The organism is Porphyrobacter sp. SLTP (genome assembly GCF_009905735.1).
In the GTDB taxonomy this organism is placed as follows: Bacteria; Pseudomonadota; Alphaproteobacteria; order Sphingomonadales; family Sphingomonadaceae; genus Erythrobacter.
This window is the reverse complement of sequence record NZ_JAAALE010000003.1, coordinates 1-24,231: the sequence shown is the minus strand read 5'-3', so window position 1 is coordinate 24,231 and position 24,231 is coordinate 1. Positions and strand designations below refer to the sequence as shown.

General features: G+C 65.6%; 30 protein-coding genes. 24 read left to right on the top strand and 6 right to left on the bottom strand.

All coding sequences use genetic code 11. The features are described from left to right. Positions 1–78: 78 nt before the first annotated feature. A complete protein-coding gene (locus GVM20_RS03115; protein ID WP_166545851.1) occupies positions 79–441 on the top strand; it encodes a response regulator in 363 nt (120 codons plus the stop codon). A gap of 3 nt (positions 442–444) precedes the next feature. On the opposite strand, the gene GVM20_RS03110 is transcribed toward GVM20_RS03115, so the two are convergent. Genes GVM20_RS03110 through GVM20_RS03100 form a run of 3 tightly spaced genes read right to left on the bottom strand, consistent with a single transcriptional unit; the run spans position 445 to position 3,425 of the window. Beyond that, positions 445–1,242: a sugar phosphate isomerase/epimerase family protein gene (locus GVM20_RS03110; protein WP_166545850.1), complete on the bottom strand. Its 798-nt coding sequence runs from the start codon at positions 1,240–1,242 to the stop codon at positions 445–447. Further along, positions 1,239–1,991, bottom strand: a complete 753-nt coding sequence (locus tag GVM20_RS03105) for an SDR family NAD(P)-dependent oxidoreductase (protein WP_166545849.1) — start codon at positions 1,989–1,991, stop codon at positions 1,239–1,241. The genes GVM20_RS03110 and GVM20_RS03105 overlap by 4 nt, the downstream gene beginning before the upstream one ends. A 6-nt stretch (positions 1,992–1,997) precedes the next feature. Further along, positions 1,998–3,425 (bottom strand): aromatic ring-hydroxylating oxygenase subunit alpha, encoded by a 1,428-nt coding sequence (locus GVM20_RS03100; protein WP_166545848.1) that lies wholly within the window; start codon positions 3,423–3,425, stop codon positions 1,998–2,000. Between the two features lie 121 nt (positions 3,426–3,546). Between GVM20_RS03100 and GVM20_RS03095 the strand changes: the two genes are divergently transcribed. Further along, positions 3,547–4,083, top strand: a complete 537-nt coding sequence (locus GVM20_RS03095) for a VOC family protein (protein ID WP_166545847.1) — start codon at positions 3,547–3,549, stop codon at positions 4,081–4,083. 71 nt (positions 4,084–4,154) lie between these two features. Here GVM20_RS03095 and GVM20_RS03090 read toward each other — a convergent pair whose 3' ends face one another. Further along, the gene (locus GVM20_RS03090; RefSeq protein WP_166545846.1) at positions 4,155–4,964 is read right to left on the bottom strand and encodes a helix-turn-helix transcriptional regulator; all 810 of its coding nucleotides are present in this window, start codon (positions 4,962–4,964) and stop codon (positions 4,155–4,157) included. 133 nt (positions 4,965–5,097) lie between these two features. On the opposite strand from GVM20_RS03090, the gene GVM20_RS03085 reads away from it, so the two are divergent. Next, complete coding sequence (locus GVM20_RS03085) at positions 5,098–6,717, top strand: AMP-binding protein (protein ID WP_166545845.1); 1,620 nt, start codon at positions 5,098–5,100, stop codon at positions 6,715–6,717. Positions 6,718–6,738: 21 nt separating this feature from the next. On the opposite strand, the gene GVM20_RS03080 is transcribed toward GVM20_RS03085, so the two are convergent. Both GVM20_RS03080 and GVM20_RS03075 read right to left on the bottom strand, forming a co-directional pair. Further along, entirely contained in the window at positions 6,739–7,017 is a 279-nt protein-coding gene (locus GVM20_RS03080) for a hypothetical protein (protein ID WP_166545844.1), read from the bottom strand. A 74-nt stretch (positions 7,018–7,091) separates the two neighbouring features. Beyond that, positions 7,092–7,619 carry a Pycsar system effector family protein gene (locus tag GVM20_RS03075; protein ID WP_166545843.1) on the bottom strand — a complete coding sequence of 176 codons (528 nt, stop codon included), beginning with the start codon at positions 7,617–7,619 and terminating at the stop codon, positions 7,092–7,094. A 184-nt stretch (positions 7,620–7,803) separates the two neighbouring features. Between GVM20_RS03075 and GVM20_RS03070 the strand changes: the two genes are divergently transcribed. From GVM20_RS03070 to GVM20_RS02970, 21 genes are all read left to right on the top strand, one after another. Continuing rightward, positions 7,804–8,046 (top strand): acyl carrier protein, encoded by a 243-nt coding sequence (locus tag GVM20_RS03070; RefSeq protein WP_166545842.1) that lies wholly within the window; start codon positions 7,804–7,806, stop codon positions 8,044–8,046. 2 nt (positions 8,047–8,048) lie between these two features. Further along, entirely contained in the window at positions 8,049–9,287 is a 1,239-nt protein-coding gene (gene spt, locus GVM20_RS03065; RefSeq protein WP_199799436.1) for a serine palmitoyltransferase, read from the top strand. Between the two features lie 150 nt (positions 9,288–9,437). Continuing rightward, positions 9,438–9,914, top strand: coding sequence for a hypothetical protein (locus tag GVM20_RS03060; protein ID WP_166545841.1), 477 nt, complete (start codon positions 9,438–9,440; stop codon positions 9,912–9,914). Beyond that, positions 9,911–11,251, top strand: a complete 1,341-nt coding sequence (locus GVM20_RS03055) for a DNA-packaging protein (RefSeq protein ID WP_166545840.1) — start codon at positions 9,911–9,913, stop codon at positions 11,249–11,251. The genes GVM20_RS03060 and GVM20_RS03055 overlap by 4 nt, the downstream gene beginning before the upstream one ends. A 14-nt stretch (positions 11,252–11,265) precedes the next feature. After that, on the top strand, positions 11,266–12,423 hold the full coding sequence (locus GVM20_RS03050; protein WP_166545839.1) for a phage portal protein: 1,158 nt from the start codon (positions 11,266–11,268) through the stop codon (positions 12,421–12,423). Beyond that, the gene (locus GVM20_RS03045; protein ID WP_166545838.1) at positions 12,420–12,725 is read left to right on the top strand and encodes a DUF6127 family protein; all 306 of its coding nucleotides are present in this window, start codon (positions 12,420–12,422) and stop codon (positions 12,723–12,725) included. Before GVM20_RS03050 ends, GVM20_RS03045 begins: the two co-directional genes overlap by 4 nt. Further along, positions 12,722–13,129, top strand: a complete 408-nt coding sequence (locus GVM20_RS03040) for an HK97 family phage prohead protease (protein WP_353653095.1) — start codon at positions 12,722–12,724, stop codon at positions 13,127–13,129. The genes GVM20_RS03045 and GVM20_RS03040 overlap by 4 nt, the downstream gene beginning before the upstream one ends. 79 nt (positions 13,130–13,208) lie before the next feature. Next, positions 13,209–14,363 (top strand): phage major capsid protein, encoded by a 1,155-nt coding sequence (locus GVM20_RS03035; RefSeq protein WP_166545837.1) that lies wholly within the window; start codon positions 13,209–13,211, stop codon positions 14,361–14,363. 149 nt (positions 14,364–14,512) lie between these two features. After that, positions 14,513–15,070, top strand: a complete 558-nt coding sequence (locus GVM20_RS03030; protein ID WP_166545836.1) for a head-tail connector protein — start codon at positions 14,513–14,515, stop codon at positions 15,068–15,070. Continuing rightward, positions 15,067–15,237 (top strand): hypothetical protein, encoded by a 171-nt coding sequence (locus GVM20_RS03025; RefSeq protein WP_166545835.1) that lies wholly within the window; start codon positions 15,067–15,069, stop codon positions 15,235–15,237. The genes GVM20_RS03030 and GVM20_RS03025 overlap by 4 nt, the downstream gene beginning before the upstream one ends. Then, complete coding sequence (locus GVM20_RS03020; RefSeq protein WP_166545834.1) at positions 15,227–15,616, top strand: DUF3168 domain-containing protein; 390 nt, start codon at positions 15,227–15,229, stop codon at positions 15,614–15,616. The genes GVM20_RS03025 and GVM20_RS03020 overlap by 11 nt, the downstream gene beginning before the upstream one ends. 12 nt (positions 15,617–15,628) lie before the next feature. Then, positions 15,629–16,036: a phage major tail protein, TP901-1 family gene (locus tag GVM20_RS03015; RefSeq protein WP_166545833.1), complete on the top strand. Its 408-nt coding sequence runs from the start codon at positions 15,629–15,631 to the stop codon at positions 16,034–16,036. Then, entirely contained in the window at positions 16,033–16,347 is a 315-nt protein-coding gene (locus tag GVM20_RS03010) for a GTA-gp10 family protein (RefSeq protein ID WP_166545832.1), read from the top strand. The genes GVM20_RS03015 and GVM20_RS03010 overlap by 4 nt, the downstream gene beginning before the upstream one ends. Then, positions 16,344–16,544 (top strand): phage tail assembly chaperone, encoded by a 201-nt coding sequence (locus tag GVM20_RS03005; RefSeq protein WP_166545831.1) that lies wholly within the window; start codon positions 16,344–16,346, stop codon positions 16,542–16,544. Before GVM20_RS03010 ends, GVM20_RS03005 begins: the two co-directional genes overlap by 4 nt. Further along, positions 16,537–17,112, top strand: coding sequence for a tail tape measure protein (locus tag GVM20_RS03000; protein ID WP_166545830.1), 576 nt, complete (start codon positions 16,537–16,539; stop codon positions 17,110–17,112). The genes GVM20_RS03005 and GVM20_RS03000 overlap by 8 nt, the downstream gene beginning before the upstream one ends. A 15-nt stretch (positions 17,113–17,127) precedes the next feature. Further along, positions 17,128–19,449, top strand: coding sequence for a DUF2460 domain-containing protein (locus tag GVM20_RS02995; protein WP_166545829.1), 2,322 nt, complete (start codon positions 17,128–17,130; stop codon positions 19,447–19,449). Continuing rightward, positions 19,449–20,258, top strand: coding sequence for a phage/gene transfer agent baseplate hub protein (locus tag GVM20_RS02990; protein ID WP_166545828.1), 810 nt, complete (start codon positions 19,449–19,451; stop codon positions 20,256–20,258). The genes GVM20_RS02995 and GVM20_RS02990 overlap by 1 nt, the downstream gene beginning before the upstream one ends. Further along, positions 20,255–20,674, top strand: coding sequence for an NlpC/P60 family protein (locus GVM20_RS02985; RefSeq protein WP_166545827.1), 420 nt, complete (start codon positions 20,255–20,257; stop codon positions 20,672–20,674). Before GVM20_RS02990 ends, GVM20_RS02985 begins: the two co-directional genes overlap by 4 nt. A gap of 3 nt (positions 20,675–20,677) precedes the next feature. Beyond that, positions 20,678–22,861 carry a GTA baseplate fiber-binding domain-containing protein gene (locus GVM20_RS02980; protein ID WP_166545826.1) on the top strand — a complete coding sequence of 728 codons (2,184 nt, stop codon included), beginning with the start codon at positions 20,678–20,680 and terminating at the stop codon, positions 22,859–22,861. 16 nt (positions 22,862–22,877) lie between these two features. Further along, a complete protein-coding gene (locus tag GVM20_RS02975; protein WP_166545825.1) occupies positions 22,878–23,342 on the top strand; it encodes a DUF2793 domain-containing protein in 465 nt (154 codons plus the stop codon). Positions 23,343–23,510: 168 nt separating this feature from the next. After that, positions 23,511–24,231, top strand: a 721-nt coding sequence (locus GVM20_RS02970) for an outer membrane protein (protein WP_166545824.1), incomplete at its 3' end; no start/stop codon positions are given.

Below are 24,231 nucleotides of genomic sequence, written 5' to 3'. Positions count from 1 at the left end.
CTCGGATGGGGCGCGAGGTGGGATTGTCCTGTCCTTTAGGTAAAGGTAGTCTTACAGCGGGCGAATGCGGGGCGAGCAGTGACAAAGCGGATCATGGTTGTCGAGGATAATGACCTCAACAGGAAATTGTTCTGTGACGTCTTGCGCGCCAACGGCTTCGAGGTCGAGCCAGTGGCCGACGGCAATCTGGTGCTGCAAACCGCGCGCGATACTTCGCCCGATCTCATCATCATGGACATCCAGCTTGGCGGCATTTCCGGCGTCGATCTGATCGAAGCGGCCAAGCGTGATCGCAGGCTTGCGGGCATTCCGGTGCTGGCGGTGACAGCCTTTGCCGCGAAGGGCGACGAGGAGCGGATTCGTGCGGCGGGCGCGGAGGGCTATCTGTCCAAGCCAGTCTCGATCGGGCCCTTCATGAGCGCCGTCAACGCGCTGGTCTGAGCGTTACCCCCTCGCATCAAGCCATGCGCGGCTGGTGCGGGCGCATTCGCGGGCGCGTTCATTGAGATCGGGGAAGGAATCGCGCAGCGCGGCTGAGCGCTCCTCAATCGCCATGGGCAAGTGTTCGGGCAATGCATCGACCATCGCGCCAAGCGCCAGCCCGCCATGGCCCAGCGGCATCCTGCGGTTGATCGCATCATCGACAATCGCGTCGAAACTGGTGAGGTCCGGCCCCTCCGCAGGCGCATCACAGGGCTGGCAGTAGCTCAGCCATTCGCGCGGGATCGCTGCGAGGTCTTCGGCGGTTCCGCCCGAGCGCGACCAATGAAGCGTATCGACCAGCAGCCCCTTGGCCTCGCCCTCAACCGCTTCCAGCACGGCGCGGGCCATGTGGATCGTCTTCACCTCGGTAAAGATGCCGAATTCGAGATTGACGCGCACGCCGGTGCCTTTGGCCGCGTCAACCATCGCCTGAAACTTGGCGGTGGTGGCCGCCATGTCGGGGTCGCTGGAAACGCACAGGAGGTTTCTGGCACCGATTTCAGCGGCAATATGCACCAGTTCGGTCAGCCACGGATCGGGCGCTCCGGGCATGATCCAGGCGACCTCCAGATCGAGCAGGTCGACTCCCGCATCCTTCGCCTGTGCGCGGATCGCGCGGGTGGTGGCGGGGGTCCAGGTCTCGCGTTCGGCCCACATCCCGCCGAAGTCGAAATCGCTGGCGGCAGCGGCTTCGATCAGCTGCGCCGGGGTCGCTTCGGGCATGATCCCGGCGGCAAGCGAGATCAGGCGTTTCGTCACAGCGTCTGTCCGTCGTCGAGGACGAAGTTGGTGCCGGTGACAAACTCCGAAGCTTCGGAGCACAGGAACAGCATCATCGCATCAAGCCCCTCTTCGCCCATCAACCGGCGCTTGGGGAACTTCGCGATCTGCTTCTTGCCCGGTTCGGTATCGAACCACGCATCGTTGATCGCGGTGCGGATATAGCCGGGTGAGACGGTGTTGACGTTGATCCCGGCCCGCGCCCACTCGCGCGCCAAAGTCCGCCCCGCCTGCACAACGCCCGCCTTGCTGGCGGCATAGGCGACGAGGCCGGGGGATGGCTCGGTGGCGGTGATCGAGGCGATCATCACGATCCGGCCCTTGGTGACGCCGTGCGCCATCATCCGCTTGGCGCCTTCGCGCGCGGTCAGGATCGCACCCTTCAGGTTGATGGCGAGGGTTTGCTCGATCTCTTCTTCGGAGATGGTCGTCGCCATGCCTGCGCCGTCGACCCCGGCGTTGGCGATGACGGTATCGACCGGCCCGAACGCAGCCTCGGCTGCATCGAACCCGGCGATAATGTCTGCTTCGCGCGCTACGTCCATTTGCACAGCCGCGGCAGAAAGGCCGATTTCGTCCGCCAATGCCGCCAGCCGGTCCGCCCGCCGCGCGCCCAGCGCCACATTCGCGCCGCTCGCCGAAAGAATGCGCCCGAACCGGGTGCCCAGCCCCGAAGACGCGCCGGTGATGAGCGCGGTGCGCCCCGTGAGATCGAAGGAGAAGCTCATGGCCGCTTACTTAGCCGCAGGCAGTTCCCCGTTCACGTATTTCATCAGCGTCGTCTGGAAATGCCGCACGCGGCTGTCCTGATAGTGGCCGAGCTCCATCAGGCCGTCCTTCATGCTCTTCATGCCTTCCTGCACGTAAGGCAGGTTGGCCATATCCTGATCGAACACATTGGCGAGCTGCGGGCCCATGATGTCGTTGGCCCAAGCGAAGGGCTCGTCATCGGGGATATAGGTCGGCGCGACCGCGCGGGGGCGTTCCTGACCCTTGGGTGTGGGGAACAGCAGGCGGATTTCCATGATGCACCAGTCAGGCGTGTCGCCGGGGAGCCAGCGGTACACCAGCGTCGGCAGGAACCCGATCCACGGGGCGAAATTGGGGAAGATATTGTAGGTGAAGTTGTCGAGGATCTCTGTGTCCGAGGCGTCCGAATAATCATAGCCGTAGTTCTCGGCAAAGCCCTTGCGCCCGGCTTCGGCGAGGATCTTGCGCGCGCCCAGCGGATCGCTGGCGTCGTAGCCCTCAGCCGGTTCCTCGCTGGCGTTGAACCGCCGGTTGGTGCGCGCGTCCGCCCCGCCGGAGAACTCGTTCATCTTCTCCAGCACGTAATCGGAATTCTTGCCCTTCACATGCGGGCTGAGCACACCCGACGGCGTGATGGCGCGGTTGAAGTGATCGCCGATCAGATCGTAGCGCGTGTTCGCATCGCCGAGGAAGGCGAGCAGTTGCGGGTGGGTGGTGATCGAGTGCCAGGCTTCCATGAATGCCTCGGCGGTCGCCTTCCAGTTGGCCGGGATCTTCTTCTGCACCCACATGCCGGTGTAGCGATTGCCGAAATCATAGCGCTCGTAATGCGACGCCGCCGGGCCGAGCCAGGTCTTGAAATCGGGCAGGCTGTGGTTCTCGGTGAGCATGACAAAGCCCTGCCACAGCTCAACGCGGGCCTGGGGCAGGTCCATGTCCTTGCCTTCAAGATGCTTGAAGTCCCACGCGCAGGGGATTTCCTTCAGGCTCCCGTCATTGCGCCAGGTGAAGCCGTGGAACGGGCAGCGCAATTGCACCGAATTGCCGCTTTCCGTGCGCAGCTTGCGGCCGCGGTGGAGGCAGGCGTTGTAGAACGCCTTCACGCCGCCGTCCTTCTGGCGGATCAGCAGGAAGCTCTTGCCCGCGATGTCGAACACCACCGTGTCGCCCGGATCGGGCAGTTCATCCTCACGCGCGGCGAACAGCCACACGTTGGGCCACATCTTCTCGCGTTCCAGACGCGCGAAGTCCTCAGAGATATAGGGCGCAACCGACAGGGGCTCGTCCCCCATTTCGATGGTGGTTTCCTCGAACAGGTAATCGGGCGGACGCCGCGTATCGCCGTTGAGCATGTCGGTGTAGCTAATCCCCGGGCAGCGATCAGCGCGGGCAATATCCTTGATCTCGTTCATCGGCCTTCGATGTCCTTTCGGGGGGTGTCCCCGTCCTCATCCTCGCACTTTGTGCAGTGTTTCGTGAGGGGAATATCACACAGTCTCGGCAAGGGGTCACCCTAGCGGATTGGAGAGGAATATGGCTTTGCCGGGAAAGATCGCCGCGCTGGGCGACATCATGCAGCTGGCTTTCGTGCCCGAGGATTTTGATGCGGCGGTGGCGCACTGGACGCAGGTCATGGGCGTCGGCCCATTCTTCATCATTGAAGGCATCCATCTCGACGGGATGAAATATCGCGGGACACCGACCGATGCGGTGTTCGATCTGGCGCTGGCCTATTGGGGCGACCTTCAGATTGAACTGATCCGCCCGCGCGACGATCACCCCTCGATCTATCGCGGCGAATATGGCTCGACCGGCAACGGGCTGCACCACGTGTGCATTCTGGTCGACGACATCGCCGAGGCGCGGCGGGTTTGCGACGAAGCGGGCGCGGAAGTGGTGATCGAGGGCAATTTCGGCACCAGTCAGGTGATCTATGTTGATCCGGGCAGCGGTCCCGGCACGCTGGTCGAGATTCTCCAGCAGGCGAAGGACGGGCCGGACCTGTTCGGGATGATCAAGGCTGCGGGTGTGGGCTGGGATGGCAGCGAGCCGCTGCGTAAACTCGGCTGATCTTCTTCGTCATTGCGAGCGCAGCGAAGGAAACGACACCGAGAACGGGGGCGCGGAGGCGCCCCCGCCAATCAATCGCTCGCGCCCAAGTAACCCAGCTGACCCGCCTTGAAGATCGTCTGCGCCCGGTTCACGCTGTCCAGCTTCTCGCCCGCGCGGTGGATGTGGTAGCGGATCGTGGCGTGCGACCGGTTGAGGATCATGCTGATCTCCTTGTCGGTCTTGCCGATTGCGGCCCAGCGCAGGCATTCGACCTCACGCTTGGACAGCACGCAGTCCGACGGAATCCGCCGCTTGGTGCGGTTGGCCTGGACGTAACCCGCCACAAAGCACCGGGTGACCATCGCGAACAGCGCGCCATATTCGGCGAATTCAGCCGAGAGGTCTTCCTTCTCGCGTTCCATCGAAATGAAGCTGCTCGCCGAAATCTGGCCGAACGGCAGATGCACCGGCACCACAATCGCGGCTTTGCACAGGGAACGCTTTTCGAAATCGTTGAGGTCGATTTCTGCCAGATAGTGGTTGCGCCAGCGGGTGTTGAAGCCCTGCGCGTTGACCCAGAACGGCTCGCTTTCATAGCGGCAGGCGCGCGGCAGGGGTGAATGGAGAGCCAGACGGTGATCCTCCCACCAGCGCGCGCCATCATCCAGCCAGCGGAAGATATCGGCGTTGAGGATCGTGCCATCGGCATCGACCATCGGCTCCTTGGAGGAAATGTCATCGCACACTGCGATCTGCATCCCCCGCTCCTGCGCGATGCGGGCGAGGTTCAGCGCTGCATCGTGAATATCCTCGGGGCAGGTGATGGTGACAGAATCGAGCAGCCGTTCAAGCGACTCGCGGCCTTGCGGCGTGCGCAGTTCGACAACATTAGTAGCCATTATCAGGCCTTGCTCCTCTCATTGTTTTCTGATTCGGGACACTAGCGCAATTTTTCCGTTTGTCCTCTTTATTTACGTAGGGGAAACGGCCGGCCTGCGGGGCTAGCGAAAGTGACAGAGGAGAGTGCAGTTCATGGCTTTTGCGGGCGCGAATTTCGGATTGGTCCTGAAGGCTTTGGCAGCAGCCATCCCAGCCGATCGGCCCGCGCTGATCCACGGCGCGCGGGTAGTGAGTTGGGGCGATTTCGATGCCGTGACCGACCGGATCGCCGCCGGTCTGAGAGCGCGTGGATTGCAGCGCGGTGACATCGCCGGGCAGATGCTGCGCAACACGCCGGACTACATGCTCGCCTATTTCGGCTGCGTGAAAGCGGGGCTGGTGCCGGTCAATGTGAATTACCACTACAAGGCCCGCGAGCTGGCCGACATATTCTCCCGTTTCGGGTTGAAGGCGCTGTTTACCGAGAGTGACTTTGCCGATGCCGCTGCCGAAGCGATGCCCGGAGGCGCACTGACGATGGACGTCGGCGGCGATGCGTGGACCGAGCTATGCGCCAGCGACATCCCCGCAGACTTCGCGATCCACGATGATCCCGAAGCCCTGTTTCTGACCGCGACCGGCGGCACGACCGGAATGCCCAAAGCGGTGATGTGGCCGATGGATCAGGCCTGGGGCGCGTTCAATATCGGCGTATGGCAGCGCCCGCCGGGCACACCGCCGCTGGTGACGACGAGCCTGGATGAACAGGTGGCCGAAGCTGCCCGCATCGGCCCGGATCATCCGGCGAGCAATTCGCCGATGCTGCTGCTCTCGCCGCTGATGCACGGCGCAGGGCAGTTCACCGCGGTGATCCACTTGCTCAAGGGCGGCACGTTGGCGCTGCTGCCGGGGCCGAAGTTCGATGCCGATCTGGCTTTGGACGAGGTCAAGCGGATTGCCGCGCGCGGGATTTTCATCGTCGGCGATGCCTTCGCCATGCCGCTGGCCGACCGGCTGGATGCGCGCGGGGATGGCGGCGAGGTGCTGGCAAGCCTGCGCTCAATCACCTCGTCAGGCGCGGTATTCTCGCCTGCGGTGAAAGCCCGCCTGATCGCGCATCACCCGACACTGATGATCACTGACGCCTTGGGCTCTTCGGAAAGCTCGGGCACCGGCATCGTCATCACCACGGCCGCCGGATCGAGCGGCGGGGGCAAGTTCCAGCCGCTGCCGGGGCGTGAGACCAGGCTGTTTGACGAGAACTTGCAGGAAATCCCGCGCGGCACCGAAGGCGTCGGCATCGTCGCACGCACCGGCCCGCTGCCATTGGGCTATCTCGGCGAGGACGAGAAGAACCGCCAGACCTTCCCCGAGATCGGCGGCCAGCGCTGGCTGATGACCGGCGACCGCGCGCGCTGGGCAGCGGACGGCACGCTCGAATTCATCGGCCGCGACAACATGTGCATCAACACTGGCGGCGAGAAGGTCTTTCCCGAAGAGGTGGAGGCCGTGCTCCTCGAACACCCGCAGGTGCAGGACGTGCGCGTCGTCAGCCTGCCCGATGCGCGGTTCGGACGCAAAGTGGTGGCGGTGGTGCAGCCTGAAGGCGAAGCCGAGGGCCTGCGTGAGGCGCTGGATGCCCATGCCCGCGCCGGGCTGGCGGGCTACAAGATCCCGCGGCTTTACCTGCTGACCGATACTTCGCTCCGCCTCAACAACGGCAAGCCCGACTACAAAACCGCTCAGGCCCTTGCTGATGCGGCGGTGAGCTAGGGCCTCCATCGCAACAAAAAATCAGTATCCGCCGTTCTTGTCCGAGAAGCGCGTGGGTTCGACCCAATCGCGCCGTTTGATGCGCCGCCGATGGGCGATCAGGAATCCCCAAGGCACGCACAAAAACAGTCCGATTCCAAGGCTGGCCTGACGAACAGCAACAACGTCGAACCAAATCCAAGAGATGAACAGGAAGAGCCACAAGGGCACCCAAAGCAGCCACCTTATGTCGCTCCAGAAGAGGGAACCGACGGAGATTTGGCTATCGAGCCAGAACAGGAAGTGTTCGCGCAGTTTCATGGCCACCTCCTTTCGTCAGGCACCAATATTGGCGATTTAAAACAAGGTATCAATGGTTTGCTTACAGTCCGACGTCATCCAAACCGCGTCGCATATTCCACCGCAAATGTGATCGCTGTCAGGGTGAGCCCGATCATGAAGCTTGTGTAGGCATAGGCGAGGTATTTGTACTTCTTGCGCTGGAGCACCTGCCCATTCTGGTAGATGTCATGCAGCATCGCGCGGAACACGGTTTCGTCAGTGCGCAGATCATCAAGCACGCTGTCGGTCCATTCGGCTTCGTCCATATGGGTGAAATAGCCGAAGAACAGCTTGTTCGGAGTGCCATGGCTGTTCTTCGCCTGATCCGGGCCGCTGACCGAGGGCAGCACGGCGAACACCGCGCACATGGCCGAGACAAAAGCGAACAGCGCCAGCACGCCCAACGACCACGGCACATCGCCGCCCCGCGCCTGTCCCACGGCGATGGTGAAGACCAGGAACGTCGCGCCCATCAGGATCGAAGCCTTGGCGTCGGCCATCTGGCTCAGCATCATGTTGATTTGCTGGGTGGTGCGCACCAGATGGATCGCGTGGTTCGAAAATCCCGTGGGCGATGGCACGGAAGGCGATGCTTTGACCGGTTCAGCCTGCGGTAAATCTTCGGCCATCATATCCCCCCGGACAGGCCGCCCTGCCCCTTGCGGCGCGGCGAAAACTTGACAAGCTGCATCAACCGCCGCTTTGCAGCCGTATTACTGGGTGATAGCCCCTCCGACAACCGACGCACAGAAAGCATAGCTGCCCATGACCCCCGCCGAAGTCGAAGATCGTATTCGCACGCTGATCGAACCCTTCAACAAAAAGGGCGTCACGATCGAGGACTCGACCACCTTTGCTGGCGATCTCGAATTTGACAGCCTCACCGTGATGGATTTCGTCGCCGAGATCGAAGACGAATTCGACGTGATCATCTCGATGAACCAGCAGGCCGAGATCGAAAACTGGGGTCAGCTCGTCGCGGCCGTCCACAAGTTGCAGGATAGCTGATAATGGCGACCGCTATGACCGAGACCCTTGGCGCCGCCGAACCTGTCGACCTGCTGTCGAAGTTCGATCCGATCATCCAGACCCGGGAGACCTTGCTGGCCGCCGGGGTGGAAGATCCGTTCAATCTGGTGATGGAAGAGGTGCTCTCGCCCACCCGCGCGATCTGCAACGGGCGCGATACGATCCTGCTCGGCACCTACAACTACATGGGGATGACCTTCGATCCCGACGTGATTGCGGCGGGCAAGCAGGCGATGGAGGATTTCGGCGCGGGGACGACCGGCAGCCGCGTGCTCAATGGCACCTTCCGCGATCACCGCGATGTCGAAGCGGCCTTGCGCGAATTTTACGCGATGGATCACGCGATGGTCTTCTCGACCGGGTACCAGGCGAACCTCGGGATCATCTCGACGCTGGCGGGCAAGGGCGATTACATCATCCTCGACATCGATAGCCACGCTTCGATCTGGGATGGCTGCGCGATGGGCAATGCCGAAGTGGTGCCGTTCAAGCACAATGACGTCGAAGCGCTGGAAAAGCGCCTCAAGCGTATCCCCGAAGGCGCGGGCAAGCTGGTGGTGCTCGAAGGCGTCTATTCGATGATGGGCGATGTCGCCCCGCTCAAGGAGATGGTCCGCGTCTCCAAGGAAAACGGCGCGATGGTGCTGGTCGACGAGGCGCACTCGATGGGCTTCATCGGCGAACATGGCCGCGGCGTCGCCGAGGAACAGGGCGTGCTGGACGATGTCGATTTCATCATCGGCACCTTCTCCAAGAGCGTGGGCACGGTCGGCGGGTTCTGCGTGTCCAACCACCCGAAGTTCGAAGTGCTGCGGCTGGTATGCCGTCCTTATGTCTTCACCGCCGCCCTGCCGCCCTCGGTGATGGCCAGCTCGGCGACCTCGATCCGCAAGCTGATGCACGGCGGCAACAAGCGCGCGCATCTGTGGGAGAACAGCCGCACGCTGCACGGCGGGCTTCGTGCACTCGGCTTCAAGCTCGGCACCGAAACCCCGCAAAGCGCGATCATCGCGGTGATCATGCCTGATCTCGAAAAGGGCGCGATGATGTGGGAGGCGCTGTTGAAAGAGGGTCTCTACGTCAACCTCGCCCGGCCCCCGGCAACGCCTGCAGGGATGACCCTGCTGCGCTGCTCGCTATGTGCAGAGCATACCGCCGATCAGGTGCAAACCATCCTCGGCATGTTCGAACGGGCCGGCAAGACGATCGGGATCATCTAACCCCGCTAGCGAACCATATTGGTTATTTCTCTTGACATCGTGACGCTATCTGGTTAGAAATAGGCATAGTCGAGAAATAGCGATTCGCCACAAGGCGGCCTTCCCAGCGGAAGTGCCGCCTTTTTGGTGTTCGCGGCGGGAGACACCCCCATGGCCAGAAGTCCCGGCAAGCGTATCGCCATCCGCCCGTCTCTCAAGCTTGGCGAAGGCGATCGCATCAACAACAACTGGCGTCGCCTGTTTCTCGACCACCTCGCCGAAACGTCGAACGTGACCTTGTCCGCCCGGAAGGCCGGAATCAGCATCAGCCGTGCCTACAAGGTGCGCCGCGAAGAGGCCGAATTCGCCCGCCAGTGGCTGGTGGCGCTGGCCGAAGGCTATCTGCATCTCGAAATGGAAGTGGTCCGGCGCCTGCGCGAAGGCGACGCGAAGACCATCGATGACGGAAAGTTCGACTTTGCCAATGCGATCCGCCTGCTCACCGCGCACCGTGACAATGCCGCGCGCGGGGCCAGCCAGGTGCGCGATGTCAGTGCCGAGGAAGTCCGCGCCTCGATCGACCGCAAGATCGAGGACATTCGGCGACGCATGGCGCGCCAGGATGCAGTCAAAGGAAAATCCGGATGAGCGAGCCGTTCGAATGGATGATCCACAAGGACAACAAGAAGGGCCCCAGAGCTCGCCGCGAACTCAGCGAGAAGCTCGACCAGACTGAACGGAACGCCTTCAAATATCTGTGGAATTACGTTGCCCGGCCCGAGCAATTGCCGCCCGAAGGCGACTGGCGGGTGTGGATGATCATGGCCGGGCGCGGCTTCGGCAAGACCCGCTCGGGCGCTGAATGGGTGCGGATGATCGCCGATGCCAATCCCGATGCCCGCATCGCGCTGGTCTCATCCTCGCTGGCCGAGGCGCGCGCGGTGATGGTCGAGGGTGAAAGCGGGTTGCTGGCGATCTACCGCCCGAATCACCGCCCGCTCTTCGAGCCGTCTCTGCATCGCATCCGGTTCCGCAGCGGAGCGCAGGCGCAATTGTTCTCGGCCGCCGAGCCCGACAGCTTGCGCGGTCCGCAGCACAGCCACGCTTGGTGTGACGAGATCGGCAAGTGGCCGCTGGCGCACGACCGGGCGACGCGGTGCTGGGAGAACCTGCTGCTCGGCCTTCGCCTGGGTCAGAACCCGCGCATCACCGTCACCACGACGCCGCGCGCCGTGCCTCTGGTGCAGCGTCTGGTGAAGCAAGCCGCTGAGACGGGCGAGGTCGTTATCAGCCGCGGCACGACGGACGACAATATCGGCCGCCTGCCCGACCGCTTTATCGACGCGATCACCAGCGAATTCGGCGGAACGCAGTTGGCCCGGCAGGAGATCGACGGCGAGTTGCTGGAAGATGTCGAAGGCGCGTTGTGGACCCGCTGGCTGCTCGAACAGGCCCGCGAACAGGGCCCGGTGCCGGAAGCCGTGCGGATCGTGGTCGCGGTCGACCCACCCGCCAGCACGCGCGGCGACGAATGCGGGATCATCGTCGCTGCACTCGGGCAAGACGGGATCGCGCGGGTGCTGGCCGATTGCTCGGTGAGCGGCGCGGCTCCGGCCGAATGGGCTGAGCGGGTGGCCGATAGCGCACGCGAATGGAACGCCGACCGCGTGGTGGCCGAAGCCAATCAGGGCGGCGCGATGGTCGAAAGCGTGCTGCGCGCCGCCGATCAGGCGCTGCCGGTCAAGCTGGTGCACGCGAGCCGCGGCAAGGTCGCCCGGGCCGAGCCGGTCGCGGCGCTCTATGCTGCCGGGCGCGTGCGGCATGTGGGCGTGTTCGCGCGGCTGGAGGACCAGCTGTGCGGCTTGCTGGTGGGCGGCACCTACGCCGGCCCCGGCAACAGCCCCGACCGCGCCGATGCCGCCGTCTGGGCGCTCACCGAATTGCTGCTGGGGCGCCAGCTTCGCCCCAGCGTGCGGCAGATCTAACCGAAGGAACTGCGATGGCTTTGCTCGACACTATCCTCTCCGCCTTCAAGGGCGGGGAGCGTACCCGCGTGCCGCTGGCGCATGGCGCCATGCAGGGCTGGCCGCCGACGTTCGATCCCGGTCCGGGGCTGCGCGGCTATGATTATGCCAAGGCCATCACCGAGGGGTTCCTGGCCAATCCGATTGCCCAGCGTTCCGTGCGGCTGCTGGCCGAGGGGGTCGGACAGGCACCGCTGCAATGCTCCGACCCGCGTCTGGCTGCGCTGGTGACGGCGACCAGCGCGGGCCAATCGCTGATCGAAACGTTGGCGGCCAACCTGCTGCTGCATGGCAATGGCTATGTTCAGATTCTCAAGGATGCGAGCGGCACGCCGGTCGAGCTGTTCGCGTTGCGCCCGGATCGGGTCAAGGTGGTGCTTGATCACAATGGCTGGCCGTGCGGCTATGATTACATCGTCGGCGGCCACACCAGCCGCCTGCCGATCGAGGATGAGGACGGGTGGCCCGGCGTGATCGCGATCCGCACGATGCACCCGCTTGACGATCACCGTGGCGCAGGCGCGCTTCAGGCGGCGTGGCAGGCGGTGCTGATCCACAATGCGGCGACCGTCTGGAACCGTGCGCTCCTGGAGAATGCGGCGCGGCCTTCGGGGGCGCTGGTTTACGACTCGGGCGACGGCGCGGCGCTGACGCTCGAACAGTTCGACCGGCTGAAGCGCGAGCTCGACGTGGCCTTTTCGGGCGCGGTCAATGCAGGTCGCCCGATGCTGCTCGACGGCGGGCTCAAGTGGCAGAGCATGGCGTTGACGCCTGCGGACATGGACTTTGCGACACTCAAGAGCGCGGCGGCGCGTGATATCGCGCTGGCGTTTGGCGTGCCGCCGATGCTGCTCGGCCTGCCGGGTGACAACACCTACGCCAATTACCGCGAGGCGAGCCGCGCGCTGTGGCGGCTGACCCTGCTGCCACTCGCCGAAAAGCTGTTTGCCGCCCTGCGCGAAGGCCTCGCCCTGTGGTTCCCGGACGCCGAGCTCAGGATCGATCTCGACCGGGTACCAGCCCTTTCGGAAGACCGTGAGCGCCTGTGGTCGCAGGTCGCGGACGCCGATTTCCTGAACCGCGCTGAAAAGCGCCAGATGCTGGGCCTGCCGCCTGAGGAGACTGCCCCATGAGCCGAGAAGACATCCTCGCCAGCCTGATGGCGCAGGCGCGCGAAGAAGGGGCCGAAGTGGTCACCTTGCGCGCCATCATCGAGGAGACGAGCGTGCTCGCCACTGACCGTGCACTGGAACGGCTCGGGCTTGGCGATGCGGGCGCTGAGGGTGATCTTGTCGAACTGCGCGAGCTGCTGCGGGCGTGGCGCGATGCCAAGACCAGCGCGTGGAAGGCACTGGTGGACTGGATCGTGCGCGGCGCGCTCGCCGTGCTGCTGATCGGGATCGCCGTGCGGTTCGGCATGTGGGACCGGCTGTGAGCGCGTCCGCCCCGCTGCGCTTTGCCGGCTACGCCGCCCTGTTCGACATTGCCGATGCCGGGCGCGACACGATCCGGCGCGGCGCCTTTGCCCGCACACTCGCGGCGCGTGAGCAGCCGCTGCCGCTTTTCTGGCAACACCGACCAGATCAGCCGATTGGCGTGATCGAACAGGCTGCCGAGGATGATCGCGGCCTGCGCGTTATCGCCCGGATCGACCGGCCCGATAGCCGCGCGGCGCATCTGCTGGCGGCGGGCCACGTCAACGGCCTCAGCTTCGGCTTCCGCACCCGCGCAGCGCGGCAATCGGCGGCGGGGCGCGAATTGCTGGAGATCGACCTGTTCGAGGTCAGTCTTGTGACCAACCCGCTCCACCATCTGGCGCGGGTCCATCTGGTCGCCTGAGCGCGCCGGCCCCAACCCCCTTTCCACCGGCCGCCTCTGGGGCGGCCTTTTTTCTGCCCAACCGAAAGGCCCCTGCCCCATGGACAATACCCCCACCCCGACGACCGCGACCGACCCGCTGGACGCCAGCTTCGACCTCTTGGCGCGGCAGGATCAGGCCGAAGCCGATATCACCGCGCTGCGCGGCGATGTTGACGAGGTGAAGTCGCGGCTCGACAAGGTTGCCCGCGCGGCCAGCCGTCCCGCGATGGGCGGCGCGGCCCCCGCCGCCGACGCGCCCGAGCTCAAGAGCTTCGTCGATGGCTATCTGCGGCGCGGGCGCGAGACCGAATTGAAGTCGGTCACTGGAGTCGTCGCGGCGGATGGCGGCTTTGCCGTCCCGCGCCAGATCGATGCGCTGATCGCAGATGTGCTCACCAGCATCAGCCCGATCCGCGCCATCGCGCAGGTGGTTCAGACCGGGACGGCAGGCTATCGCAAGCTGATCACCACCAGCGGCACGGCCTCAGGCTGGGTCAGCGAAGCTGCCGCGCGGCCTGAGACCGGGACGCCCAAATTCGCGGAAATCGCCCCGCCGATGGGTGATCTCTACGCCAATCCGGCAGCCAGCCAGGCGATGCTCGACGACGCCGGGTTCGACATTGAAACCTGGCTCGCCAGCGAGATCGCGGTCGAGTTCGCGCGCGCCGAAGGCACGGCCTTCGTCAAGGGCACGGGCACCAATCAGCCTGAAGGCTTCCTCACCGCCGCCAAAGCCATCACCCCCGATGCCACGCGCGCCTTCGGCACGCTGCAATATGTCGGCTCGGGCAACGCCACTGGGCTCGGCACGACGCCCGACACCAAGCTGATCGATCTGGTCCATCTGCTCAAGGCCGGTTACCGCCAGGGCGCAGTCTTCGTCATGAACTCGGCGACCTTGGCGTCGATTCGCAAGCTCAAGACGGTGGATGGCGCATTTCTCTGGCAGCCGGGTCTGGTCGAAGGCCAGCCCGACCGCTTGCTCGGCTACCCGGTGGTCGAGGCCGAGGATATGCCTGATGTCGCCGCCGGAACCTTCCCGATTGCCTTCGGTAACTTCCGCTCCGGCTATCTGATCTCGGAGCGCGGTGCCACGCAGGTGCTGCGCGATCCCTTCACCAACAAGCCCTTCGTGCACTTCTACGCGACCAAGCGGATCGGCGGGAAGGTGCTCGATTCGAACGCGATCAAGCTGCTGAAGATCGAGCTCTAGGCCCAGCGCCAGACCTCCTCCCCCGTCGGGCTGCGTGTCCCCTTCGCGGCCGCCGGGCTCTCGCGCCCGCATCGCCTCAGGCCGTTCCCCCGCCTGACACCAGCGATGCGGGCGCATTTCGTGTGAACCACATACTGGGAGACACCGCGATGCAGCGGATAATCGTGCAGCCCCCGGTGCCGGGCGAGGCTGCGCTGGCGGAGCTCAAGCACTGGCTCGGGATCAGCCGCCCCAATGACGACGAGACGCTTGGGCAACTGCTCCATGCCAGCCTGACCATCTGCGAAGCCTTCACCGGCAAGACGCCGCTTCAGCAAACAGTCGAGGAAATCATTCCGCTGGCGGGGGGATGGCAGGAGCTGGTCTCCCGCCCGGTTCGCGAGGTGACCGGCGCGGAGCTCATAAAAGCGGACGACACCCGCGAGGTGATCGCCGCGCTGACGGACGCGCTGGAATGGCGCATCGCAGGCTCGGCCTGCATCCAGCTGCAACGCCCGTTGGAAGGCCAAGGTCTGGCGCTGCAACTTGTGGTCGGGATCGCCGAGGACTGGAGCGGACTGCCCGCCCCCTTGCGGCATGGCATCATCCGCCTCGCCGCCCATCACTTCCGCCACCGCGAAGGCCACGGCGAAACCAGCGCCAGCGCCGTCCCGCCTGCCAGCGTCACGGCCCTGTGGCGGCCTTGGCGCGAGGTGCGGTTCGGATGATCCGCGCCTCGGCCCGAGCGGACCGGCTGGTGCAGCGCCTGCGCGCCCGCGCCGCGCGGATCGCCGCGCTCCGTGCCGCGAAGCGGCGACCGGCAGCGCGCTCGGACTGGCATTCGGCCGCCGCGCTGTGGCCCGATCTGTTGGGAGACCCCCGCGATGGAAAATGACCTGCGCGCCGCGCTGATCGCGTGGCTGGCCGCCGATCCGGCCTTGGCAGCGATCAACGCGATCGAGGAAGAGGCCCCCCTCTCCGCCACCCCGCCGTGGCTTGGCATTGCTGCCAGCGCCTCGATCGACTGGGGCACCAAGGACCGCGCAGGCCGCGAGGTGCGCGTGGCGCTCGAACTTGAAAGCCACACCGATCTGACGGCGGGCGATGCCGGTCTGCTCAGTGCGATTGAGCAGCGCGTGCTCGACTTGCCGCCGTTCCAGCCGGGCTTCGAACTCGCCTCGATCCGCTTCCTGCGCTCGCGCAGCGAGGCCCGCGCCGACAACCGCCGCGCCGCCCTGCTCGAATACCGCTTCCGCCTGTTCGCCCCGCTTTAGGAGTAAGCCATTATGCCCGCACAATCCGGCGCCGCCTTCCTGCTCAAGATCGCCGACGGCGCCTCGCCTCCGGCCTATCAGACCATCGCTGGCCTGCGCACGACGCAGATGTCGATCAATGGCGACACCGTGGTCGTCACCCACAAGCAATCAGGCGGCTGGCGCGACCTGCTGTCAGGCGCGGGCACCCGCTCGGTCTCGGTCAGCGCGGCGGGGATTTTCCTCGGCAGCACCGCCGAAAGCACTGTGCGTGCCCATGCGCTGGCCGGAACGCTCGACCAATACGAATTGTCGTTCGAAGACGGCGAGAAGTTGAGAGGCCGGTTTCTGGTGCAGCGGCTGGATTATGCCGGGGATTTCAATGGGGAGCGCAGCTACACGCTCCAGCTTGAAAGCTCCGGGCCGGTGGTGGCGGCATGACCGCCGCCGCCAATCCCTTGCGCGGCGAATGCGCGCTGTCCGTGGCCGGTGTGAACTATGTGCTGCGACCCAGCTTCGAAAACCTGGTGCTGGCCGAAGCTGAACTGGGTTCGCTGTTCGCACTGGTGGAACGGGCGGCAGGCGGCGCGCTGACCCTGACCGAGATGACCGCGCTGCTGTGGCACTGCCTGCCTGCCGAGGGCCGACCCGAGCGGGTCGCGGTCGGCATGGCGGTGCTGGCGATGGGGCTGGTCGGGGCTACCGCCCCGGTGCGGGCGGTGCTCGCCCAGGTGCTTCAGGGCGAGGCATGACCCACAGTTTCGGTGGCGCGTCCGCCCGCTGGTGCGCGCTCGCCGCACGCCTGCTCGGCTGGCGGCCGGGCGAATTCTGGGGCGCCACCCCGGCCGAACTGGCGATGGCGCTCGCCGCCCCCGAAGATCCGAACACCCCGTCCCCGCCGAGCCGCGAGGCAATCGCCCGCATGATGGAGCGCGACGCCGATGACTGACAATTTCGAAGAACTGGTGATCGATGTGCGCGCCAGCACCGATGGCTTTGCCAGCGATGTCGAAGCGATGCGCCGCACGCTCGATGGTTCGCTGCTCGACGGGTTCAGCCGTGCGGGCAATGTGCTGGAGCGGGGTCTGCTCGGCGCGCTACGGCGCGGGAGCCTGGGGTTCGACGATCTGAAACGCGTGGCCTTCAGCGCGCTCGCCGAGATCGCCGGTTATGCGCTCCAATCGGGGATCGGCAGTCTGTTCGGCGGCACTGGCGGCGGAGGCGGGGGTCTGGGCAATCTGCTCGGCCAATCGATCGGCGCGCTGTTCGGGCTGCCGGGCCGAGCCACAGGCGGACCGGTGGCGCCGGGACGGGCCTATCTCGTCGGTGAGCGCGGACCGGAGGTGTTCGTGCCCACCGCCGCCGGCCGCGTCGAGACCGGCATGGTCGCGCCCGGCCGCGATGTTCGCGTGGCGATCCAGGTCGCCGTCCCGCGCGGCCAGGCCGCACCCACCGCGATGCAGCGCTCCTCCCGCCAGATCGCAAGCGCCGTGCGCCGCGCGCTGCAACAGGCCTGAGCAAGGGGATTTCCCATGGCATTCTGGCTCGCCCGCGAACGCCGCGCGCAGGAAAGCACCTTCATCCAGCGCTTCGATCCGCGCTTCTGGACTGTCAACTTTCCCCGGCCCGCGATGGCCTCGGTGGTGACGACCGGGCCGGATTCATTGCGGGTCGACCTCGAACTGCATCATGCAGGCGAGCTGGTCGGGCTGATCTGGGAGAGCGCCGACACGCTCGATCACCCGCTGCTCGCCTACCAGACCGACCGCGATTATGCGCGCACGACGCTGCGCTTTCGCTGGCAATCGGATGGCGTGATCGCGCTCGATCAACCCAATGGGCCAACGCTGACGATCGAGGGACGCGATGCTGCGGGGCTGCCGCGCACCTGGTACATCCGGCTGTGGAACTATGCGCAAGGCACGCCGACGGATGCGCGGATCAGCCTGCCGTTTTCCGCGCTGGAAAGCGGTTATGGTCTGCCGGGCGAGCCGATCCACCCCAGCGATATCGACCGCATGTTCATCTCGCTGGTGGCACCCGGCTTCGTCTGGGGTAGCACCGCGCCCCTGCCCGCGCGGTTCGATGGATCGGTCACCATGTCCGAAATCGCCGCCGACGGCGCGCGGGCCATGCTGGAACTGGGCGATGTGCTCGTCCCCCCGCACGGCGAGCGGATGGCGACGGCTTATGACGATGCCTACAACCAGACCCCGGCACGGCTGCTGCGGACGGTGACCGGGCTCGGCTACCGCGGCGATATCGTCCACTATGTCGGGATGAGCCACTTTATGCGGCTCGCGCGCCAATCGGATGGCGGATTGCTTGTGTCGGCGCCGGGCGAATTGTGCGAGCCTGCCGTGGTGTGGCACCGCAACCTGTTCGCGCTGGCGCAGGCAGGCGGCTTCGAGGTCATTGCCTCGCTCTCCTACGAGCTGTTTGACGCCTATTGCCCGGAAAGCTGGAAGCAACGCACCGCCAGCGGCGCTCCGGCGCTGACCGGGTGGATGCCGCCTTCGACCTTGCTGTCACCCGCCAATCCGCAGGCCATGGGCTGGCTGGGGGACGTGGCCCGCATCTTTGTCGCCCTGCTCCAGGACGCGGAGTTGCCCGTCCGCTTCCAGATCGGGGAGCCGTGGTGGTGGGTGACGCCCGCTCGGCAAATCTGCCTTTATGACGATGCGGCCAAGGCGGCTTTCGGAGGCAATCCGCCGGTCATCGGCAATATCGCCGCGCCGCTCGATGCGGCGGCAACATCGCTGCTTGATGCGGCGGGCGCGCTGCTCGCGCAGTCGACCGCCGCGCTGACCGCCGTCGTGCGCGCCGCGGCGCAAGGGCCGTCCGAGGTCCTGCTGCTCGCCTTCACGCCGACGATCCTCGATCCCGCCACACCCGAGCTTTACCGGGCCAATCTCCCGACCGGCTGGGCGGCCCCGGCCTTCGACCGGTTGCAGCTGGAAGATTACGACTGGCTCACCGCCGGCGCCGATGCCGCCCGGCGGGCAGCCTATGCCTTGGTCGATACGCGGCTCGGCTATCCGCTCACCGATCAGGATTATCTCGCCGGTTTCGTGCTCGATCCTGCCGATGCGGACGTGATGTGGGCGCGCATCGACAGCGGGCTGGGCGAAGCCGCCGCGCGCGGCATCACCCGGCGCTACGTCTGGGCGCTGCCGCAGGTCAATCGCGACGGCTACACCCGCCTCGCCCCTCCGCCGGAGCAAGCCATGGATCCCTTCGACAACGTGCTTTACCCCTTCGCGCTGGGGCGCAGTGCCTCGGTCGCGCCCGAGTTTTCGACCTCGATCGCAATCACCGCCTCGGGGCATGAGCGGCGCAATTCGCTGTGGTCGGACGCACGGCTGCATTTCGATGTCGGCCCTGGCATCCGTTCGGAAGAGGAATTGTCCGAACTGATCGCCTTCTTCCGCGCCCGCCGCGGCCCGGCGCGGGGGTTCCGGATCATGGACCCGTTTGACAACAGCTCGAACGGGATGACGGGCGTGCCGACGATGCTCGATCAGCTGCTCGGCATTGCCGATGGCGTGCGCGCCGATTTCCAGCTGGTGAAGTCCTATGGCGGGGCCGAGCCGCAGGTGCGCCCGATCACCCGCCCGCGCGCTGAAACGCTGGTGGTGAGCGTCGGCGGCGCGGCCAGCACCGCCTGGACGCTGGGCGAGAAGGGCACCTTGCGCTTCCTCACCGCTCCGCCCGCAGGGGCCGAAGTGCGCGCTGGCTTCCGATTCGATGTGCCGGTGCGATTCGCCGAAGACCGGCTCGATGTTGCAGCGGTGAACTTTGCCGCCGGGGAAGCGCCCTCGGTCCCGCTGATCGAAATCCGCGAGTCCGCCTGATGCGCGTGTTCTTTGACCGCGAGCTCGACACGGTGGCGACCTTCTGGCGTATCTATCGCCGCGACGGAGCGGCGCTGGCCTTCACCAGCCATGACCGCGACCTCAGTTTCGGCGGCATCCGGCATCTTGCTGCTCCCGGCATGATTCCGGCCGCGATCCGGCTGACCTCCGAACTCGCCAATGACAGCGCCGAGGTGCAGGGCGTGCTCAACCACGATTCGATTCGCGCGGACGAACTGGCCGCCGGGCTGTTCGATGAAGCCGCGATCGCCATCGGCGCGGTCGACTGGATCAGCCTTGATCACCACACGCTCTATACCGGGCAGATCGGGCGGATCGAGGACGACAACACGCAGTTTTCGGCTGAGCTGCGGTCCACCAAGAGCCTGCTCGAACAGGATCTCGTCCCCCGCACCAGCCCCACCTGCCGCGCCGAGTTCTGCGGGCGCGGGTGCGGGCTTTCGGCGGTGCGGTTTACCGCGGTGCAGCCGGTGGCCGCGATTGATCTCGAATCCAACCGGGTGCGGTTTGTTGGCCTTGATGGCGAGTCCCATATCGATGGCCGGCTGCGCTTCATGGCCGGACCGCAGACCGGGGTGGCCTTCGGGATTATTGATGCCGCGGAGGACTGGCTGGTGCTCGACCGGCCGCTGGTGGCCGGCACCCCGCTCGGCACACGGGCGGAATTGCGCGAGGGCTGCGACCATATCATCGCCACCTGCGCCGCGCGGTTCGGCAATGCCGCGAACTTCCGCGGAGAACCCTTCCTGCCGGGCAACGATCTGCTCGCCCGCTACGGTCAGCGATGACTGCGCCCGGCGACGCGCTGGCCGAGGCGGCGCGGGCATTGATTGGCTGTCCATTCCGGCTCCACGGCCGCGATCCGGCGACTGGGCTCGATTGCGTCGGACTGGTCTCGGCCGCGCTCGCGGCAAGCGGTGTGCGCCCGGTGGTGCCGAGCGGCTATGGCCTGCGCAATCTCGATATCGCCCAGTGGTTGCCGCTCGCACGCAAGTCGGGACTGGTGCCCGCACCCGGCGCCATTGGCGCAGGCGAGGTGCTGCTGATCGCGCTCCCGCATTGCCAGCACCACCTCGTGATCGCCGCTGATGCAGTGACTGTCATCCATGCCCACGCCGGGCTGCGGCGCGTGGTGCTCCAGCCGTTCGATCCCGCCTGGCAGGTGGCTGCCAAGTGGCGGTTCGCACCTCAGAGGGAAGGCTAGTTCATGGCGACGATAGTTCTGACAGCGCTGGGCACGGCGATTGGCGGCCCGATCGGTGCATCCCTCGGCGCGTTGATCGGCCAGCAGATCGATTCGCGTATCTTTGCCCCCGGCGGGCGCGAGGGGCCGCGCCTGCGCGATCTGGCGATCAGCACCTCCAGCTATGGCCAGCCGATCCCGCGCCAGTTCGGACGGATGCGGGTGCCCGGTACGGTGATCTGGTCAACCGATCTGGTGGAAAGCAAACGCAAGCAGAAGGGCCGCAAGGGCCAGCCTTCGACCACGGTCTATTCTTATACCGCCTCCTTTGCCGTGGCGCTGTCGAGCACGCCGATTGACCGGGTCGGGCGGATCTGGGCCGATGGCAACCTGCTGCGCGGCGCGCAGGATGATCTCAAGGTTGGCGGCACTTTACGTGTCTATCGCGGCTTCGGCGATGATCCGGTCGACCCGCTGATCGCCGCAGCCAAGGGCCCTGCCGCACCTGCTTTCCGTGACTGCGCCTATGTCGTGTTCGAGAATCTCGAACTGGGCGATTACGGCAACCGCATCCCCGCGCTCAGCTTCGAAATCTTTGCCGATGGCGGGGATGCAAGCGTGTCGCTGGCGCAGCTGGTGCCGGACGCGAAAGACCCCGCCACCCCCGCACCCTTGGCCCATGCACGCGGGTTTGCCGATGAGGGCGGGCCGCTGGCATCGACGCTCGCGGCGGTTGATCAGGTGATCCCGTTGGTCTGCATGTCAGGCAGCGAGGGCCTCACCATCGCCGTTCGCGACTCGGCAGGGGAGGGTATCGTGACCCTGCCCGGCCAACTCGCGACAGATGACCGGCAGCAAGACGAAGCATCGCACAAGCAGCGCGCCGGCGTGCCCGAACGCTCCCCTGCGGCCTTGCGCTATTACGACGAGGATCGCGACTATCAGACCGGGGTGCAGCGCGCATCCGGCGCCCGTCAGGCGGGCCGCGAACTGATGATCGACCTGCCCGCAACCCTGACCGCCAGCGGCGCGCGCAGTCTCGCCAATGACAGCGCCAATCGCTCGCGATGGCAGCACGAGACCGTCAGCTGGCGAATCGGTGAACTCGACCCGCGGATCACACCAGGTCGCGTCGTGCGTCTGCCAGACATGCCCGGCCACTGGCTGCTGCGCAGCTGGGAATGGCTGGATCGCGGCATCGCGCTTGAGCTGGAGCGACTCGCCCCCGCAGGCGGTGCCGCGCGCCAGAGCGACCCGGGGGAGAGCCTGTCGCCGACCGATCTGGTCATTCCGCCGACCCAGCTTGCAGCCTTCGAGGTCCCACCTGATGCCAGCAGCAACCCGGCCACCCCGCTGATCTTTGCAGCGGCTTCAGCTGCAAACAGCGCCTGGCGGGGCGCAGCCCTGTTCGCCGTTCAGGGCACCGCGCTGGTCGATCTCGGCACCACGGGAACGCAGCGCGCGGTGATGGGCGCGCTCGGCGCACCGTTGGAGCCGTCCTCGGCGCTTGTGTTTGAACCCGCAGCGACGGCGGTGATTGATCTGGTCGCAGGCGATCTCGAACTGGCGGACACCGACCTTGCGGGCCTTGCCGCCGGTGCCAACCGCGTCCTGATCGGCGGTGAGCTGGTGCAATTCCTGCGCGCGGAGCCTGTCGGCGAAGATCGCTGGCGGCTCACCGGGCTGCTGCGCGGGCGAGGCGGTACCGAGCCGGAGGCTGCCCGCGGCCACCCCGCACAAACACGGGTCATCGCGATCGACGACACTCTGGTCCCGCTTGATCCGCAACTGGTCCCGCCCCTTGCAACCTCGCGTATTGCCGCAATCGGGACGGGCGATACCGAAACCATCATCGCCCCGCTCGCCAATGCAGGCCTGTCGCGCCGACCGCCGTGCCCCGTCCATCCGCGTCTGTGCATCGAAGCCGATCAGGCCAGCCTCTTCAGCTGGACCCGGCGCGGGCGAGGACAATGGCGGTGGGAGGACAGCGTCGAAGTGCCGCTGGTTGAGGAGCGTGAGGCCTATCTCGTCGGTTACGGCCCGGTCGATGCTCCACATGCCGCCTGGCAGCGCGACGCCGCCTGGCTGCGCCTGACTTTGGCGGAGCGGACGGCGCTGATTGCCGCACACGGTCCGGCGCCGCTTTGGGTCAGGCAGGTCGGGACGTTCGATCGTTCACTGCCGCTGCTGCTCGCTTCATTGTCCTGAACACCGGGAGATTTGCATGTCCGATCCGATCGCCCTTGCCAGCACCTCGCCCACCATTGGCCTGCCCCTTTTGATCCCGGGTCAGGCTCAGAAGGAGTTTTTCGTCAACCAGGCCCTATGCCTGCTCGACGCCTTGCACCCGCGAACTGTCACTGCCTCTCAGCCCGCTCCGCCGCAAAGCCCGACTGAAGGCGACTGTTTCCGAGTCACCGCCCCGGCGGCAGGCGCGTGGGCCGGATATACGGGCACGCTTGCGGTCCGGATTGGCGGGGATTGGCACTTCGTCGCGCCGCGCGAAGGCATGCAGGTGTTCGACCTGTCGGCGGGCCACGCCATCGTCTACCGGTCGGAGTGGGAAAGCGCCGCCGCTCCTGCCGAGCCTGCCGGCGGCACCATTATCGACACCCAAGCCCGCGCCGCGATCACATCCCTGATACAGGCCTTGTTGGCAGTGGGCATACTTGCGACTGAAGCGCCCTAAACACACAGATTGGCGGAATCAGGCCTGTTTTGCGATTGCATTTTTGTCCACAGGCATGTCTTCGCGACATTCTTGCAACACCAATAGGCCATTGATTGCTTGCCTCATGCAAGGGGAAAAGATAGAGACGGCCGGTGCCTCAAGTCCAATACAAAGGGGAATTTTAGAATGCGCAAACTCGTCATTGGGATGGCGATGGCTTCGACCGCGCTGACCACACCTGCCATGGCCCGTGAAGGCCAGTGGTACATTCAGGGTGATGGCGGCGTGATGCTCGTCGAAGACCAGAGCCTCGATGTTAACGGTGTCGCCGACAACGCGGTTGCCAACTATGACACGGGTTACGATTTCGGCGGTATCGTCGGCTACGATTTCGGTGCGTTCCGCCTCGAAGCTGAAGCCAGCTATCGCGCTGCTGACCTCGATGACGTGCAGGCCGGCAACCAGGGTCTCGTGCTTGTCCCGCAGACGGCCGGTTCCAGCACCTTCAGCGGCACCCGTCTCGCAGCTGGCGAAGTCAACGCGCTGAGCTTCATGCTGAACGGCCTGTTCGACTTCGGCTCCGATGATGGCATTCAAGCCTTCGCTGGCGGTGGTGTCGGTGTGGCTCGCGTCGACATGGAAGGCCGCGTCAATCAGCAAGGCCCGGGCGTGTGGAACGATTCGGACACCGGCTTCGCATGGCAGCTGCTGGCAGGCGTTCGCGCTCCCCTGAGCGATTCGTGGGACGTCGGTCTGAAGTATCGCTACTTCAATGTTCCTGACGTGGGTCTCGTCGACCCGATTGGCCGTTCGCTTGAAACCAAGCTGAGCAGCCATTCGATCCTCGGCTCGATCACCTACAACTTCGGTGGCGAAGCTCCGCCGCCGCCGCCGCCGGTTGTGGCTC